The organism is Rhizobium sp. Nf11,1 (assembly GCF_050587665.1).
Taxonomy (GTDB): Bacteria; Pseudomonadota; Alphaproteobacteria; order Rhizobiales; family Rhizobiaceae; genus Rhizobium.
In genome coordinates this window covers 75,491-91,434 of sequence record NZ_JBOBHU010000009.1, presented here as the reverse complement: position 1 = coordinate 91,434, position 15,944 = coordinate 75,491, and the positions used below count along the sequence as shown (strand labels likewise).

The following is a 15,944-nucleotide window of genomic DNA, read 5'->3' as shown; positions in this document are numbered from 1 at the left end:
ATCCGAAGACCACTCCAAACACGAAAACACGTTCAGCCATGCAAGGCGACGATGGCCTCGATCTCGACGGTGATATTGCCGGGCAGCGAGCCGAAGCCGACCGCCGAGCGGGCATGTTCGCCGGCCGCGCCGAATACGGCGATCAACAGATCCGAGCAGCCGTTGATGACGCTCGGATGATCCTCGAACTCGGGCATGGCATTCACCATGCCGAGCAGCTTGACCACCCGCCTGACGCGGGAGAGATCGCCAAGCGCTTCATGCATGACGGCAAGCAGGTTGATGCCGGTCAGCCGCGCATGTCGGTAAGCTTCCTCGACACCAACTCCGCCGCCGACCTTGCCGGCATGCAGGAAGCCATCGGCCTCGCGCGGGCCCTGGCCGGAGAGATAGAGCATGTTGCCTTCTAGCACATGCGTCACGAAATTGGCGATCGGCGGCGGTGGCGGCGGCAGCGTTATGCCAAGCGCGGCTAACCGTTGGTAAGGCGAGTTCTCGACCTTGCCGGCGGCGGCGGGGAACTGATTCACGCGAACTCCTGTCATGCGAATTTCTATTGGCGGATTTGGATTGGGCGACCTCTGTCGGCGGATTAAAGGTCCTTGCGAAGTCTTGGATCGAGCATGTCTCTCAGGCCGTCGCCGACCATCTGCAGCGACAGCACCGAGAGGACGATCGCCACGCCGGGGAAAACCGTCACCCAGTCGGCCTGCCCGATATATTGCCGGCCGGCAGCGATCATCGTTCCCCAGGTCGGCACTTCGGGGCTGACGCCGAGGCCGAGGAAGGAGAGGCCGGCTTCGGCAAGCATGGCGCTGGCAAAGAGGAAGGTGGCCTGTACCAGGATCGGCGACAGCAGATTGCGCAACACGTGTCGCGTCATGATGTGGAAAGTCGAAATGCCGAGCGCCCTCGCCGCCTCGACATAGGGCAGCTCGCGAATGACAAGCGTCGAGGCGCGGACGATACGGGCAAGGCGCGGCGAGTAGACGATCGACAGCGCAATGATGACCGTCGTCAAGGACGGGCCGAGAGCGGCGACGAGGGCGATGGCGAGCAGGATATCCGGAAAGGCCATCATCGCGTCGATCAGCCGGGCGATCGGCGTATCGAGCTTTTGAAAGAAGCCGGCAAGCAGGCCGAGCGTCACGCCGATGGCCGCCGACAAGGCCACAACAGCCGCACCGACGAGCAGCGACAGGCGGCCGGCGAAAATCGTGCGCGAGAAGACGTCGCGGCCGAACTCGTCGGTGCCGAAAAAGAAGGTGCCGCTCGGCGGCTTCAGACGGTTGACGATGGAAAGCTTCGACGGCGAATAGGGCGCGACCACCGGTGCTAACACCGCCAGCAGCACGAAGACCGTCAGGATCAGCAGGCCGAAGGCCACCGTCCTGCGCTTCATCAGGCGGCGGACGAACTTGCTGCCTTCGCTTTCGACGGGTTTGATTGCGACGTCGGCCATCAGTACCGCACCCTCGGATCGACCAGCAGGTAGAGCATGTCGATCGCAAAATTGATCAGCACGTAGAGGGCGGCGATGACGAGCAGCGCCCCTTGAATGACGGGATAGTCGCGGCGCAGCACCGCCGAAACGACGAGATTTCCGACACCCGGCAGTCCGAAAACGGTTTCGGTGACGACAGCGCCCGAGATCAGCACCGCCGCCGTCAGGCCGAGCACCGTCAGGATCGGGATCAACGCATTCTTCAGCGCGTGCTTGAGGATGACCTTGCGCTCGATCAGCCCCTTGGCGCGCGCCGTGCGGATATAATCGTCGCCGAGCACATCGAGCATCGAGGCACGGGTGAAGCGCAGGATTAGCGCCGAAGAGACGATGCCGAGCGCAAAGGCCGGCAGCGTCAGATGATACATCCGGTCGATGAAGGTCGAGCCCGGGCCGCCATAACCGGAGACCGGGAAGAGATTGAGCCGGACGGCGAAGAACTGCATGAGAATGAGACCGAGCCAGAAGCTTGGAATGCTGGCGGCGAACATGGCGAGCGTCGTTGCCGCCTGATCAATGAAGGAACCGCGCCGATAGGCGGCATAGATGCCGATCGGCAGCGCGATGATGCTGGCGATGGCAAGCGAAAACAGCGTCAGGAAGAAGGTCGGCTCGGCCCGGTCGATGAGCGCCGATGTGACCGGCATGTTCAGAAAGATCGACTGGCCGAGATCGCCCTTCAGTAGCTGGCCGATATAATAGACATATTGCAGGCCGAGCGACTGATCGAGGCCGAGCCGGCTTCTGAGGTCGCCAATATCCTGCGGCGTCGCATCCGGCCCGAGCATGACGGCCGCCGGATCACCCGGCGTCACGCGCACGATGACGAAGACGATCGTGACGACCAGGAACATCACGACGATCATGCCGAACAGGCGCTGGAGGATGTAGCGTATCATGAATGCCGGCCTTCAAGTCCTTACAGATGCGGCAGAAAAGATGACCGGTACCGATCGCGAAGGACCGGCACCGGCGGTGATGCTCACTTCTTGATTGAAGCGTTCCAGAAATACGGCCACGGAGCAGGATCCACCCCTTCAAGCTTGACCGACTTTGCCGAGACGGCGTTGAAATCGCCGATCTTCATGAAGGGTGCATCGGCATAGACGGCCTTCTGGACATCGGCCCAGAGCGCCACGCGCTTCTTCGGATCGACTTCGGAGGTGAAGGCATCGACGGCCGACTTGCGGGCCGGCGTGTCCCACCAGCCGGGCGAACTCGTCGACAGCGAACCGATGAGGGCCGGCTCCGGCAGGAAGGGGCTGTGGGTGATATAGATATCCCAGAGCTTCGGATCGGTGCGGCGCTGCGTCAGCGTCGCCCAGTCCACCACCTGCATATCGACGGTGAAGCCGGCAAGCTTCAGATATTCGGCGGCGACCTGCGCCATCTTGTAATGGAACTCGTATTGACGGCTGGTCAGGATGCGGATCGGCTCGCCATTGTAGCCGGCCTTCTTGGCGGCGGCCGCGGCCCCTTCCGGATCGGCGACATTATAGGCGCCCTCGACGCCGGCATCGGTCGACCAGGCAAAGGTCTTGGGATAGATGGCGCCATCGAGCGCATAGAAATCCTTGCTGCCGAAGGCGGCCGCCAGCATGTCTTCCATGCTGAGCGCCTGGCGGATCGCCTTGCGCACATCGACCTTGGCAGCCACACCTTCCTTGGTGTTGAAGACAAAAACCGGATAACCGAAGGGCTTCAGCATGACCGGCTGCGCGGCGGTCGAGGCCTTTAGCTTGTCGTAGGATTCGACCGGGATCGAGTCGACATAGTCGTACTGCCCGGAAACGGCGGCCTCGACGCGGGTGTTCGGGTCCGGCACCGGCACGAAGCGGATTTCATCGAGATATTGATGACGCGCGCCGCCATAACCATCGCTCTCGCCGCTGCGCGGCTTGTACCCATCGAAGCGGACAAGCTGGATATACTGGTCGGCTTTCCGTTCCTTCAGCATATAGGGTCCGGTGCCGATGAACTCCTTCATCGGCTCGTCCTGTTTTTCGGACGGGATGATGATCGCCGCCGAATTGTTGAAGGCGAGCAGCGAGGTCAGCGGCGCATAGGGCTGCTTCAGCGTGATCGTAACCATCGAAGGATCGGTAGCCGCGATCTTGTCGATAAAGCCGGCCACCTGCTTGCCGCGCGAGGCGATCTTCATCCAGCGGGTAAGCGAAGCGACCACATCCTCGGACGTCATATCGGTATTGTCGTGGAACTTGACGCCAGTCCTGAGCTTGATCGTATAGGTTTTGCCGTCGGCGCTGATCTCGGGCAGGCTTTCAGCGAGAAGCGGCGTGACGTTCCAGCTCTTGTCGAAAGTGTAGAGCGTCTCGAAAATATGCTGCGTGACGATGCCGACGAGATCAGCCGTGGACGACATCGGATCGAGCGTCGGCGGCTCGCCGATCGTCGCGACATTGATGACGCCGCCCTTTTCCTGAGCGAGCAGGGTCGAAGGCAGGGCGACGAGCGCGGTGCCGAGAAGGAATGCGACGAATGTTTTCATATGAGAGCTCCCGATTTAGTTCCACAATTATGTAATTCATCTTTTTGTAACAGAATAGAAGCTGAAGCTATCGTGTCAAGCATGAGCGGTCGATTATGCAGCCGCGGATGGCGCGTTTCCGGAAAGCACCATCTTCAGCTGCGCTAGTTCTCCGCACGGGGCCTGCGTGATACGCCAAGTGAGACGACTGCCCTGCGGCAAGATTAAAGGAAGGGAGAAGCGAATGAGCATCGACTTCAATGACGGGAAATGGCTGAACGAGCCGGCCAGCTGGCACGCCGACGAAACCGGCCTGACGATGACGACAGGCGAAAAGACCGATTTCTGGCGCGAGACCTATTACGGCTTCACCCGCGACACCGGCCACTTCCTCGCCTTTCCCACCGGCGACAGCTTCACCGCACAGATCCGCGTCCAGGGCGAATTCCGCACCCTCTACGATCAGGCCGGCCTGATGGTACGCATCGACGAGAGCCGCTGGGTGAAAACAGGCGTCGAATTCACCGACGGCGAAGCCTTCCTCAGCACCGTCGTCACCGACGGAAAGTCAGACTGGTCGGTGTCGCAGCCCTTCAAGGAATTGGAGGATTTCCGCATCCGTGTGACTGTCGCAAACGGCGCCGTGCGCATCCAGGGCTCCCGCGACGGTAGCCGCTGGCCGTTGCTGCGGCTAGCACCCTTCCCGGCTGCCGATCGCTATGAGGTCGGGCCGACAGCCTGTACGCCGGAGCGGAGTGGTTTGGGGGTTCGATTTTCGGAGTTTTCAATCAGCCAGGCTATTACGACGGGGCTGCATGATTTGAGTTAGGCAAAATTGGATGCCTTCAGGATTGCGCTGGGAAGGCCTCCAGCAATGTCCACGCCCAAGAGCAGCCGCTCCGAAATACCGGAATACTCACTTTCGGAGTGACAGCCGCGCCCTTCTCTGCGAAAAAGAGCGTGATGAGAGACAGGGGCGTTCGTCGACAGACGGGCTGAGAAGAACCCTTCGAACCTGAACCGGATAATGCCGGCGGAGGGAGTCGCTCGGGGCACCGCCGTAAGAGCAGCGCCCCGCGCCCGCCCCCGCCTGAAAGGGGCACCATGCAGAGCAAGATCACGTCGGGAGCCATGCTGAAGGCGATGCGCGAAAAGCCGCCGCTCGTTCAGTGCATCACCAATTATGTCGCGATGAATATCGCGGCCAACGTCCTGCTGGCCGCGGGCGCTTCGCCCGCCATGGTGCATGCCGCTGAAGAAGCCGGCGAATTCGCCGGCATCGCCAATGCTTTGACCATCAACATCGGCACGCTCTCGACGCAATGGCTCGAAGGCATGCAGGGGGCTGCCAAGGCCGCCAATGCGGCCGGCAAACCCTGGGTGCTCGATCCGGTGGCCCATTACGCCACGGGCTTCCGTCGCGCCGCGGTGGCCGACCTTCTGGAGCTTCGCCCGACGATTATCCGCGGCAACGCCTCCGAGATCATCGCGCTTGCCGGCGGCGAGAGCCGTGGTCAGGGCGTCGACAGCCGCGATCCAGTCGAACAGGCGGAGGATTCGGCACGGCGGCTGGCGGAGAGGCAGCGGACCATCGTCGCCGTCACCGGTGCTGTCGATTTCGTCACCGATGGCGCAAGGGCAGTCCGTATTGCGGGCGGATCGGCCCTGATGCCGCAGGTCACCGCGCTCGGCTGCTCGCTCACCTGCCTCGTCGGCGCCTTTGCCGCGACCGCGCCCGAAGATCTCTTCGGCGCGACTGTCGCCGCGCTTGCGACCTTCGCCGTCGCCGGCGAAGATGCAGCGCTCGGCGCCGCCGGCCCGGGCTCCTTTTCCTGGCGCTTCCTCGATGCGCTGGCTGCGATCGACGCCGAAACGCTCGATGCCAGGGCAAGGGTATCGGTCGCATGAAGCGCTTCGACCTTTCGCTCTATCTCGTTCTCGATCCCGATCTCTGCGCCGGAATCGGCATGATCGAGACGGCGCGGCTTGCCGTTGCCGGCGGCGCGACGATGGTGCAGTTGCGCGACAAACATGCCGGCACGGCCAGCATGATCGAGACCGGCCGCGCCTTGAGAGAGGCGCTCGTTGGAACCGGCGCCCTCCTCATCGTTAATGACGATGTCGAGGCTGCGGTCGCGATCGGCGCCGATGGCCTGCATGTCGGCCAGGAGGATATGAATGCGCGCAGGGCACGAGACATGATCGGACCCGAGATGATCCTTGGTCTCTCGGTGGAAACAGCCCGGCTCGCTGCCGCCGTCGACCCTGATATTGTCGATTATGCCGGCGTCGGACCTGTCTTTGCGACGCCGACCAAGGCCGACCACAAGCAGCCGGTCGGCTTTGATGGTCTTGCCAGGCTGGTGAAGGCATCGCCGGTGCCGTCCGTCGCCATCGGCGGCCTCAAGGCGGAGCATGTGGCCGAAGTGTTTGCAGCCGGAGCCGAAGGGCTTGCCGTCGTCTCCGCCATTGCGGGCACGCCGGACCCCGAGGCCGCCGCCCGCCGCATCGCCGCAGAAATCCGAAAGGTCCGCCCATGATCCGCAACGTCCTCTCCATCGCCGGCTCGGATCCCTCCGGCGGCGCCGGCATCCAGGCCGATCTCAAGGCGTTTGGCGCCCGTGGCGTTTACGGCATGGCAGTGCTCACAGCGTTAACGGCACAGAACACGCAAGGGGTGACCGGCGTGCATCTGGTGCCGCCGCAATTCGTCGCCGACCAGATCGATGCCGTCTTCGCCGATGTGCGCGTCGACGCCGTCAAGATCGGCATGATCGCCAATGCCGGCATAGCCGAAGCTGTCGCCGCAGCCCTTGCCGGTCGACCGGGAATCCCCATAGTTCTCGACCCGGTGATGATCGCCAAGGGTGGTGCTGCCCTGCTCGCGCCCGAAGCGGTCGACGTGCTGACCCGGCGGCTGCTGCCGCTCGCAACCCTCCTTACCCCGAACCTGCCCGAGGCCGCGGCCCTGTTGCACCAGCCGGTCGCGACCAATCGCGATGAGATGGCGGCGCAGGCCGAGCGGCTGCGCGCGCTTGGCCCCGCCGCCGTATTGGTCAAGGGTGGCCATCTCGGCAGCGACGAGAGCCCAGACGTGCTTGCCACGGCCGACGGCCTGCACTGGTTCGAGGCCAGGCGAGTGCCGACGAAAAATACACACGGCACTGGCTGCACGCTCTCCAGCGCACTGGCCGCCGAGCTTGCCAAGGGCGCATCGGCCGAGCAAGCCGTCGCCATTGCGAAGGATTACCTTGCCGATGCAGTCGCCGCCGCCGGCAGTCTCACTGTCGGCTCCGGACATGGCCCGGTGCAGCATTTTCATGCGCTTTGGAAGCACGGCGAATAACCGATCCCGCCGAAAGGCGCAGGCTTAGGATTATGAGAGAAAAACGGCCCGGCCTCCCCGGGCCGTTTTCATTCGCGCCAGCTGGCGCTGGTCCGAAGCCGGGCGCACCGCTCCATTTGAAAATCCCTGTTGACAAGCCCAGTTAGATAGCCAAGTCTATGACATTAAACGGATATATATTCCGCTATAAAGGAATATCTGGAGGAGAGACAGGTGCCAGACCTGCTTGTGAGCTTATATTCCAACAGGCTCGCCGACCTGAAAGAGCGGGCCGATCATCGTGGCATCTCCATCCGTCCGGCTCTTCCTCCGGAACTGCACCTCGTGGTCAGCTGGGTTCGCGAACAATTCAGCGAGAATTGGGCGAGTGAAGTTTCGGTTGCCTTTTCCCGCCAACCCGTCGCCTGCCAGATTGCCGTCGACGGCGGCAAGCTGCTCGGCTTTGCCTGCTATGACACGACGGCCCGCGGCTTCTTCGGTCCGACCGGCGTCGATCCCGAGGCACGCGGCAAGGGCATCGGCCTCGCGCTGTTTTCCGCCTGCCTTCAGACGATGAAGACGCTCGGCCATGCCTATGCCTTCATCGGCGATGCCGGGCCGGTCGATTTCTACGCCAGCACCGCGGGTGCGATCGCCATCCCTGCCCCCGACAAGGGCATTTACGAAGGCATGCTGCGAAGCGCGCCGAAATGACCAGTTGATACCGGAGTTCCAGAAGTGTCCTCGACCCCGCTCGCCCTTTTTGTCGGTCTCCCGAACCCCGCGATTTCGGATGACGAATTCGCCCTGTTTCGCGAGACCAATCCGCTCGGCCTGTTCGTCGGCCGGCGCAATCAGCGCGAGCCGGAGCAGACAAAGCGGCTGATCGAACGCTTCCGCGAAGCCGTCGGACGAGAGGATGCGCCCGTCTTCACCGACCAGGAAGGCGGCCGCGTCCAGCATCTCGACGCCGGTCCCTGGCCGCTCTTCCGCAGCTTCGGCCAGTTCGCCGAACTGGCCCGCCGCGATTTCGATCTCGGCAAAAAAGCACTGCGCCTTTCCTCCCGGGCCATGGGCGCGATGATGACGGAACTCGGCCTTTCCAGCGGCTGCTCGCCCGTTCTCGACCTCGTCTTCGAGACGACGAGTGCGGTCATCGGCGCCCGCTCCTTCGGCCCCGATCCCGACTTCATCGCTGCCCTCGGCCGTGAGGTGGTCGACGGGCTGCTAGAGACCGGCAACATGCCGGTCATGAAGCATATTCCCGGCCACGGCCGCGCCACGCTCGACTCCCACAAGGAGCGTCCGGTCGTCGATGCCAGCCGTGAGACGCTCACCGCCACCGATTTCAAGCCTTTCGTCGCACTGAAGGATACGCCCTGGGCCATGGTCGCCCATGTCGTCTACTCGACCTACGATGCCGAATTGCCGGCATCCGTCTCTCCTGTCATGCACGACGTGATCCGCAAAGAGATGGGTTACGAGGGCGTGCTGATCTCCGACTGCATCTTCATGCAGTCGCTCACGGGCACCTTGCCGGAACGCGTCGCCCAAGTCCTCGATGCGGGTTTCGATATCGCCCTCCACAGCCACGGGGACGTCAGGGAAAGCGAAGCCGCCGCCAAGGCCGCCCGCCCGCTCACGGATGCCGCTCTGAAGCGTATCGCCGCCGGCAAGGCTCGCCTCGGCAATCTCAAGATCGACGTCCGCGCCGCCCATGCCGAGGTGGAAGACATGTTTGCCAGCGTGCCGGCCGCCTGACCGGCAGATCATTTTTCACGCATAAGAAAAGGGGAATGGAACATGAAAAAATATCTATTTGCAGCCGCCGCACTGACGCTGCTTTCGGGATCCGCCATGGCGCAGACGATCCTGACGGCGAATATCGAACCGGCCACGACCTGGGTTCGCAACTTCAACCCGTTCAACCAGACCTCGGCGCGCCAATCGACGCTCGATTTCGTCTATGAGCCGCTGGTTATTTTCAATCGCTTCGACAGCAACAAGCCGGTCTATCGCCTGGCCGAAAGTTTCAAGCTCTCCGACGACCTGAAGAGCATCGACTTCAAGCTGCGCCCGAACCTGAAATGGTCTGATGGCAAACCGCTGACGGCAGCCGACGTCAAGTTCACCTATGATTATCTGAAAAAGTTCCCGGCGCTCGACTTCGTCAGCATCTGGACCTTCGTCACCGACGTGCAGGCCGTCGACGGCCAGACGGTGCGCTTCGCGCTTGCCAATCCGAGCTCGCTTGCTGCCGAGCAGATCTCGCAGCTGCCGATCGTTCCCGAACATGTCTGGAAGGATGTCGCCGATCCTGTCACCTTCGCCAACGAGAACCCGGTGGGCAGCGGGCCGTTGACCGAGGTGCCGCGCTTCACCGGCCAGACCTACGACCAGTGCCGCAACCCGAATTACTGGGACAATGCGCATCTGAAGGTCGACTGCATTCGCTTCCCGCAGCTTGCCGACAACAACCAGATCCTGACGGCGACCGCCGACGGCACGCTCGACTGGGGCGTCTCCTTCATTCCCGATATCGACAACGTCTATGTCGCGAAGGACCCGGCGCATTTCCATTACTGGTATTCACCGAGCAGCATGGTCGCCTTCCTGTTCAATCTGGAAACGGCGAACGAGAACAATAGAAAGGCCTTCAACGATGTGAAATTCCGCCGCGCCATCGGTATGGCGCTCGATCGCAAAACGATGATCGACGTCGCCGGCTACGGCTATCCGACGCTGAACGAAGACCCCGGCCTGATGGGCGAGCTCTACAGGAGCTGGGCGGATCCGTCCGTCAAGGCCGACTTCGGCAAGTTCGCGACCTATGACGCCGACGCCGCCAAGGCCCTGCTCGACGAGGCCGGCTACAAGGACAAGGACGGCGACGGCTTCCGTGATAATCCCGACGGCAGCAAGATCTCCTTCTCGATCATCGTCCCGAACTCCTGGACGGACTGGGTCGACACGGTCAACATCGCCGTCGAAGGCATGCAGGCGGTCGGCATCGACGCCAAGATCGAAACGCCTGAAGAAGCCGTCTGGACCGGCAACCTCATCGCCGGCAAGTTCGATGCGGCGATCAACAGCCTGCCGGCTTCGGCCTCGCCTTATTATCCCTACAAGCGCGCCTTCAGTGCTTCCGACAAGGGAAAGACCCGCTTCACCGCGCAGCGCTGGTTTAACCCCGATGTCGAAAAACTCGTCACCGAATTCACCCAGACCGCCGATCTTGCCAAGCAGAAAGAGGTGATGAACAAGGCGCAACGCATCGTCGCCGAAAACATGCCGATGATTCCGGTGTTCAACAATCCGAACTGGTACCAGTACAACACCAAGCGCTTCACCGGCTGGTCGACCAAGGAAAATCCCTTCGTCAATCCGTCGATCTCGCGCACCAATCCGGCACGCCTGCTGAACCTGCTTGCCCTGGAACCCGTGAAGTAAGCATCACGATCTCCGGAAGCGGCGTATGAACGCCGCTTCCGTCACGACGGAGTTCTCATGGCTTTTCTGCTTCGCCGCCTCGTCTTCTACATGGCAGCCTTCATCGCCGCAGCGACGATCAACTTCTTCCTGCCGCGCCTGATGCCGGGCGATCCGGTGCAGATCATGTTTTCGAGTGCCGGCACCGAACTGCCGCCGGAAAGCCTGCAGGCGCTGAAGCTGACCTTCGGTTTCGTCGACGGCCCGCTCTGGCAACAATATCTCACCTATCTCGGCAGCATCTTCACCGGCGATCTCGGCCGCTCGATCAAATATTTCCCGCTGCCCGTCACCTCGGTGCTCGGCCATGCGCTCGTCTGGACCGTCGGCCTCATGGGAACGGCGACGATCGTCAGCTTCGCGCTCGGCACCTTGTTCGGTATCGTCGCCGCCTGGCGGCGCGGCAGCAGGTTCGATGTCGTCGTTTCCGTCGGCGCGATCTTCGCGACCTCGGTCCCAGCCGTCGTTACCTCGCTGATCGTGCTTTTCATCTTCGGTTTCACGCTCGGCTGGTTCCCGAACGGTTATGCCGCCGATCCCTCACTCGATCCGGCCTTCAGCCTGCACTATATCGGCAGCGTCGCCTATCACGGCATTCTGCCGATGGTGACGCTCTGCACCGTGCTGATCGGCGGCTTCACCGTCACCATGCGCAACAACATGATCAACCTGCTCGGCGAGGATTATATCGTCATGGCCCGCGCCAAGGGCCTTTCCGACAGGCATGTGATGCTCTGGTATGCGGCCCGCAACGCCCTGCTGCCGACCGTCTCCAGCCTTGCCATCGCCATCGGCACCATCCTCGGCGGTTCGCTGGTGACCGAAGTCGTCTACAACTATCCCGGCCTCGGCAACATTCTCTATCAGGCGATCCTCGCCCGCGATTATCCCGTCATCCAGGGCCAACTCCTCATCATGACCGCGACCATGCTGATCGCCAATTTCATCGTCGACGTCAGCTATATCCTGCTCGACCCGCGGCTGAAGGGCGCATGAGATGAAGACCCTGCTTCGGAACCGCAAGGCGCTCACCGGCCTCGCCATCATCGCTTTCATCATCGCCGTCGCGATCGCAGCGCCGCTGCTGACGCAGTACGATCCCGCCGCCCGCACCGGCAGGCCGCACCAGCCGCCGTCGCTCGACCATATCCTCGGCACGACCCGCATCGGCCAGGATGTCTTCGCCCGCCTGCTCTACGGCGCCCGCACCTCGCTTGCCGTCGGCTTCGGCGCCGGCCTGCTGATCACCTTCGTCGGCACCGCGCTCGGCATCATATCAGGCTATCGCGGCGGCAAGACCGACGAGGTCATCAGCTTCTTCACCAACATGGTGCTGGTCGTTCCCAACCTGCCGCTGCTCTTGGTGCTTGCCGCCTTCATCGGCCAGGCAAGCCCCATCGTCATCGCCCTCATCCTCGGCGCCACCTCCTGGGCCTGGGGCGCACGCGTCACTCGCGCCGAAACGCTCTCCGTCAAACACAAGGATTTCGTCAAATCGGCCGAGATGATGGGCGAGCCGCAATGGCGCATCATGACATTCGAGATCTTCCCCAACGTGATCTCGATCGTCGGCATCAATTTCATCGGCAGCGTCATCTTCGCCATCATCACCGAGGCGACGCTGGAATTCTTGGGCCTCGGCGATCCCGAAGCGATCTCCTGGGGAACGATGCTCTACAATGCCCAGAAGGCCTCCGCCCTTTCGGTAGGCGCCTGGTGGGATATCCTTACCCCCTGCTTCGCGCTTGCTTTCCTCGGCATCGGCATGTCGCTGCTGAACTTCGCCGTCGACGAGATCGCCAATCCGCGTCTCCGCACCGGCAATCAACTGAAGCGCTGGTCCCTGCTCGTCCGTTCCGGGGAGGGCCGCCTGTGACCCAGCCGCTGCTTTCGGTGAGGAACCTAACCATCGACTACATCGGCGAGGAGAAGGATTTCCGCGCCGTCGACGATGTCAGCTTCGATGTCGCACCGGGCGAAGTCTTCGGCCTTGCCGGCGAATCCGGCTGCGGCAAGAGCACCATCGCCTTTGCCATCAGCCGGCTGCACAAGCCGCCGGCATTGATCCGCAGGGAAAGCCGGATCCTGCTCGACGGCCGCGACGTGCTCGGCCTCGACCAGCAGGCGCTCAGCGCGTTCCGTTGGCGCGAGGTCGCCATGGTTTTCCAGAGCGCGATGAACTCGTTGAACCCTGTGCTGCGCATCGAGAGGCAGTTCTACGATGTGCTGCGCACCCACAAGAATATGAGCCGTGCGCAAGCGCGCGAACGCACTGCCGAGATGCTCAAGCTCGTCGACATCGCGCCGGACCGCATGTGCGACTATCCGCACCAGTTTTCCGGCGGCATGCGCCAGCGCATCGTCATCGCCATCTGCATGGCGCTCGATCCGAAGCTGGTCGTCATGGACGAGCCGACAACGGCGCTCGACGTCGTCGTTCAACGCGAAATCCTGCAGCGCATCAACGAGCTACGCCGCAGCTTTGGCTTCTCCGTGCTGTTCATCACCCATGATCTCGGGCTGATGGTGCAGTTCTGCGACCGTATCGGCATCATGCTTGCGGGCAAGCTTGTCGAGCAGAACGGCGCCGAGGCGATCTACAGGACGCCGAAACACGCCTACACGAAGAAGCTGTGGGCCTCCTTTCCCTCGCTTCATGGAGGCGTGCTGCTGTGAGCGATGCCATCCTTGCCCTCGACAAGGTGACGAAGACCTTCGGCCACGGCGCATCCGCCGTTCATGCCGCCCGCTCGATCTCCATTTCGCTGCATGCCGGCCGGGCGCTGGCGCTCGTCGGCGAATCCGGCAGCGGCAAGACCACCTGCGCGCGGATGGCGATGCGCGAATATCAGCCGACATCGGGGCAGATCCTCTTTAAAGGCCGCCCGGTGGAAGGGGCGAGAGCAAATGAGATCGCTCGCTATCGCCGCTCGGTACAGATGATCTTCCAGGACCCTTTCGCTTCGCTCAACCCGGCGCATACCATCGCCCATCATCTGAGGCGGCCCTTGAAGCTGCACCGGCCGGAGATCAACGGAGCTGAGATCGACATCACGGTCCGCAGACTGCTACAGCGGGTCAGGCTCGATCCCGATCTCGTCGCGCCGAAATATCCGCACGAACTCTCCGGCGGTCAGCGCCAGCGCGTCAATATCGCCCGCGCCCTTGCCGTCAAGCCGGAGGTGATCGTTGCGGACGAACCGACCTCGATGCTCGACGTCTCGGTGCGCCTGGGGGTGCTCAATCTGTTGAACGAAATGAAGCAGGATATGAATCTCGGCCTGCTCTACATCACCCATGACATCGCCACCGCCCGCTATGTCGCCGAGGACATCGCGGTGATGTATGCCGGCCAGATCGTCGAATGGGGCAGCACCGCTCGGGTGATCGACAATCCATTGCATCCCTATACAAGGCTGCTGCTCTCGGCCGTGCCCGATCCCGATGTCCGCTTCGACGATCCAAAGGCACGCCTGAGGCCCGACGAGATCGACGATGTCCGCCGCCGTTCCGCCGCACCGCAGACTGCTATCGTCGAAGTGGAACCCGATCATTTCATACGGATGGTCTGAGGCCCGCTTGCTGGCCTCGCTCTTCGCCCTGTGCTAGGGGACGGTCCCTTTTAAGTGAGGCGAAGACGTCATGCTGCCCTGGATCCAGCTCGATTCCGCGACCATTCCCGGCGAAGACGGCGAACTCAGGCTGAAGCGGCGCGGCAGCGAATTCTCGATCATGCTCGGCGCCAACGAGCTGATGAACAGCCGCCTCAGCGGCTCGGAAGAAGCGCTGGCGACCCTTTCCTGGGAGCGGATCAAGGCGCATCCAAAGCCGAAAATCCTGATCGGCGGGCTTGGCATGGGCTTTACCCTGCGCGCCGCCCTTGCCGTCCTTCCCCAGGATGCCGGCGTCATCGTCGCGGAACTGGTGCCCGCTGTCGTCGCCTGGGCGCGCGGACCAATGGCCGAAGTCTTCAAGGGCTGTCTAGACGACCCGCGCGTCCACGTTCACCAGGGCGATGTCGGCGAGGCGATCCATGCAGGCAAGGCTGCCTATGATGCGATCCTGCTCGATGTCGACAACGGCCCGGACGGGTTGACCCGCAAATCCAATGATCGGCTCTACGATTTCGCCGGCCTTCGCGCCACCCGCGACGCGCTTCGCCCCGGCGGCGTGCTCGCCGTCTGGTCGTCCGGCCCTGATCCCGATTTCACCCGCCGTCTCAAGGACAGCGGCTTATCCGTCGACGTGGTCAATACCCGCGCCAACCGCAAGCGCGGCGCCCGCCACGTGATCTGGCTGGCGGCCAAACCGGCTCGCTGAGACGAGCTCAGCCGCCGGAAGCGATTCTGCGCGCAGCGTTGATCGCTCGGCGAGCGCCGGCGCGCAGTTGCACAGTCTCCGCACCGGCGATGACCAGATCGAATCCGTACTTCAGCAGTTCCCCGGCCCGCTCGCCATCGCCGGCATAGGCGCAGGCGAATTTCCCGTGGGCGCGGCAGCGGGAAACGGCGTGCTGCATAGCGCTGTCGATCTCGGCGGCGTTCGGCGCCACCTGATCGCCGTTCGACAGCGCAATCGAAAGGTCGGCGGGGCCGACGAAGATGCCGTCGATGCCGGTCACGCCAAGAATGCCGTCGATCGCGTCGAGCGCGGCGCGGGTTTCGACCATGGCGATGGCGACCGTGAGCTCGTTGGCGCTCCTGAGATAGGCATCGGCCGACAGGCCGGTATGGTTCAGCGCCAATGACGGCCCCCAGCTTCGCTCGCCGAGGGGCGGATATTTCGTGGTCCTGACCAGCGCTCGCGCGTCCTCCGCCGAATTGATCATCGGCGCGATGATGCCGGAGGCGCCGGCATCGAGCAGGCGCGAGGCGGAAGCGAAATCGCCGACGGGTATGCGGGCGATGGCCGGCTTTCCGGCGAGACGAACCTGAGCGACGGCGTTTGCCGCCGACGGCATGTCCCACATCCCGTGCTGCATATCGAGCACGACGGCATCGAAAGCCTCTTGCGCCAAATGGTTGACGAGCATGGCATCGGGGATGCCGACCCAGGCGGAGATCATGCCGCCCTGGTGCTTTCTGATACGGTCGGCAAAACCGTCGATTTCAGCTGCGCTCATGCCATTCTCCTCATTT

The 15,944-nt window shown here is 62.8% G+C and carries 17 protein-coding genes and 1 riboswitch; of the genes, 12 read left to right on the top strand and 5 right to left on the bottom strand.

The annotated features are described in order from the left end of the window. Positions 1 to 32 precede the first annotated feature (32 nt). The 4 genes from ACQ7C1_RS15405 to ACQ7C1_RS15390 all read right to left on the bottom strand — a co-directional run bounded on the left by ACQ7C1_RS15405 (position 33) and on the right by ACQ7C1_RS15390 (position 4,013). A complete protein-coding gene (locus tag ACQ7C1_RS15405; protein ID WP_430958894.1) occupies positions 33 to 545 on the bottom strand; it encodes a RidA family protein in 513 nt (170 codons plus the stop codon). A gap of 47 nt (positions 546 to 592) precedes the next feature. Further along, positions 593 to 1,462, bottom strand: coding sequence for an ABC transporter permease (locus ACQ7C1_RS15400; protein ID WP_430958893.1), 870 nt, complete (start codon positions 1,460 to 1,462; stop codon positions 593 to 595). Then, the gene (locus ACQ7C1_RS15395) at positions 1,462 to 2,403 is read right to left on the bottom strand and encodes an ABC transporter permease (RefSeq protein WP_430958892.1); all 942 of its coding nucleotides are present in this window, start codon (positions 2,401 to 2,403) and stop codon (positions 1,462 to 1,464) included. The genes ACQ7C1_RS15400 and ACQ7C1_RS15395 overlap by 1 nt, the downstream gene beginning before the upstream one ends. Before the next feature lie 83 nt (positions 2,404 to 2,486). Beyond that, a complete protein-coding gene (locus ACQ7C1_RS15390) occupies positions 2,487 to 4,013 on the bottom strand; it encodes an ABC transporter substrate-binding protein (RefSeq protein ID WP_430958891.1) in 1,527 nt (508 codons plus the stop codon). A gap of 223 nt (positions 4,014 to 4,236) precedes the next feature. On the opposite strand from ACQ7C1_RS15390, the gene ACQ7C1_RS15385 reads away from it, so the two are divergent. From ACQ7C1_RS15385 to ACQ7C1_RS15330, 12 genes are all read left to right on the top strand, one after another. Next, positions 4,237 to 4,821, top strand: coding sequence for a DUF1349 domain-containing protein (locus tag ACQ7C1_RS15385; RefSeq protein ID WP_430958890.1), 585 nt, complete (start codon positions 4,237 to 4,239; stop codon positions 4,819 to 4,821). Positions 4,822 to 4,954: 133 nt separating this feature from the next. Continuing rightward, a riboswitch (TPP riboswitch) is annotated at positions 4,955 to 5,051 on the top strand. A gap of 45 nt (positions 5,052 to 5,096) precedes the next feature. Further along, on the top strand, positions 5,097 to 5,900 hold the full coding sequence (gene thiM, locus ACQ7C1_RS15380; RefSeq protein WP_430958889.1) for a hydroxyethylthiazole kinase: 804 nt from the start codon (positions 5,097 to 5,099) through the stop codon (positions 5,898 to 5,900). Continuing rightward, positions 5,897 to 6,532, top strand: coding sequence for a thiamine phosphate synthase (gene thiE / locus ACQ7C1_RS15375; RefSeq protein WP_097600762.1), 636 nt, complete (start codon positions 5,897 to 5,899; stop codon positions 6,530 to 6,532). The genes thiM and thiE overlap by 4 nt, the downstream gene beginning before the upstream one ends. Beyond that, positions 6,529 to 7,338, top strand: coding sequence for a bifunctional hydroxymethylpyrimidine kinase/phosphomethylpyrimidine kinase (gene thiD / locus ACQ7C1_RS15370; RefSeq protein WP_430958888.1), 810 nt, complete (start codon positions 6,529 to 6,531; stop codon positions 7,336 to 7,338). The genes thiE and thiD overlap by 4 nt, the downstream gene beginning before the upstream one ends. Positions 7,339 to 7,551: 213 nt before the next feature. Next, the gene (locus tag ACQ7C1_RS15365) at positions 7,552 to 8,031 is read left to right on the top strand and encodes a GNAT family N-acetyltransferase (RefSeq protein WP_430958887.1); all 480 of its coding nucleotides are present in this window, start codon (positions 7,552 to 7,554) and stop codon (positions 8,029 to 8,031) included. Positions 8,032 to 8,055: 24 nt separating this feature from the next. Beyond that, entirely contained in the window at positions 8,056 to 9,078 is a 1,023-nt protein-coding gene (locus ACQ7C1_RS15360) for a glycoside hydrolase family 3 N-terminal domain-containing protein (protein ID WP_430958886.1), read from the top strand. Between the two features lie 42 nt (positions 9,079 to 9,120). After that, positions 9,121 to 10,767: an ABC transporter substrate-binding protein gene (locus ACQ7C1_RS15355; protein ID WP_430958885.1), complete on the top strand. Its 1,647-nt coding sequence runs from the start codon at positions 9,121 to 9,123 to the stop codon at positions 10,765 to 10,767. A 57-nt stretch (positions 10,768 to 10,824) separates the two neighbouring features. Further along, a complete protein-coding gene (locus ACQ7C1_RS15350; RefSeq protein ID WP_097600768.1) occupies positions 10,825 to 11,802 on the top strand; it encodes an ABC transporter permease in 978 nt (325 codons plus the stop codon). Position 11,803: 1 nt separating this feature from the next. Further along, entirely contained in the window at positions 11,804 to 12,682 is an 879-nt protein-coding gene (locus ACQ7C1_RS15345; RefSeq protein ID WP_430958884.1) for an ABC transporter permease, read from the top strand. Continuing rightward, positions 12,679 to 13,482: an ABC transporter ATP-binding protein gene (locus ACQ7C1_RS15340; protein WP_097600770.1), complete on the top strand. Its 804-nt coding sequence runs from the start codon at positions 12,679 to 12,681 to the stop codon at positions 13,480 to 13,482. The genes ACQ7C1_RS15345 and ACQ7C1_RS15340 overlap by 4 nt, the downstream gene beginning before the upstream one ends. Then, on the top strand, positions 13,479 to 14,378 hold the full coding sequence (locus tag ACQ7C1_RS15335) for an ABC transporter ATP-binding protein (protein ID WP_430958883.1): 900 nt from the start codon (positions 13,479 to 13,481) through the stop codon (positions 14,376 to 14,378). The genes ACQ7C1_RS15340 and ACQ7C1_RS15335 overlap by 4 nt, the downstream gene beginning before the upstream one ends. 70 nt (positions 14,379 to 14,448) lie before the next feature. Further along, positions 14,449 to 15,126 carry a spermidine synthase gene (locus tag ACQ7C1_RS15330; protein WP_430958882.1) on the top strand — a complete coding sequence of 226 codons (678 nt, stop codon included), beginning with the start codon at positions 14,449 to 14,451 and terminating at the stop codon, positions 15,124 to 15,126. Between the two features lie 7 nt (positions 15,127 to 15,133). Here the strand turns inward: ACQ7C1_RS15330 and ACQ7C1_RS15325 are convergent, their stop codons facing one another. After that, the gene (locus tag ACQ7C1_RS15325) at positions 15,134 to 15,928 is read right to left on the bottom strand and encodes an HpcH/HpaI aldolase family protein (RefSeq protein WP_430958881.1); all 795 of its coding nucleotides are present in this window, start codon (positions 15,926 to 15,928) and stop codon (positions 15,134 to 15,136) included. Positions 15,929 to 15,944: the final 16 nt, after the last annotated feature.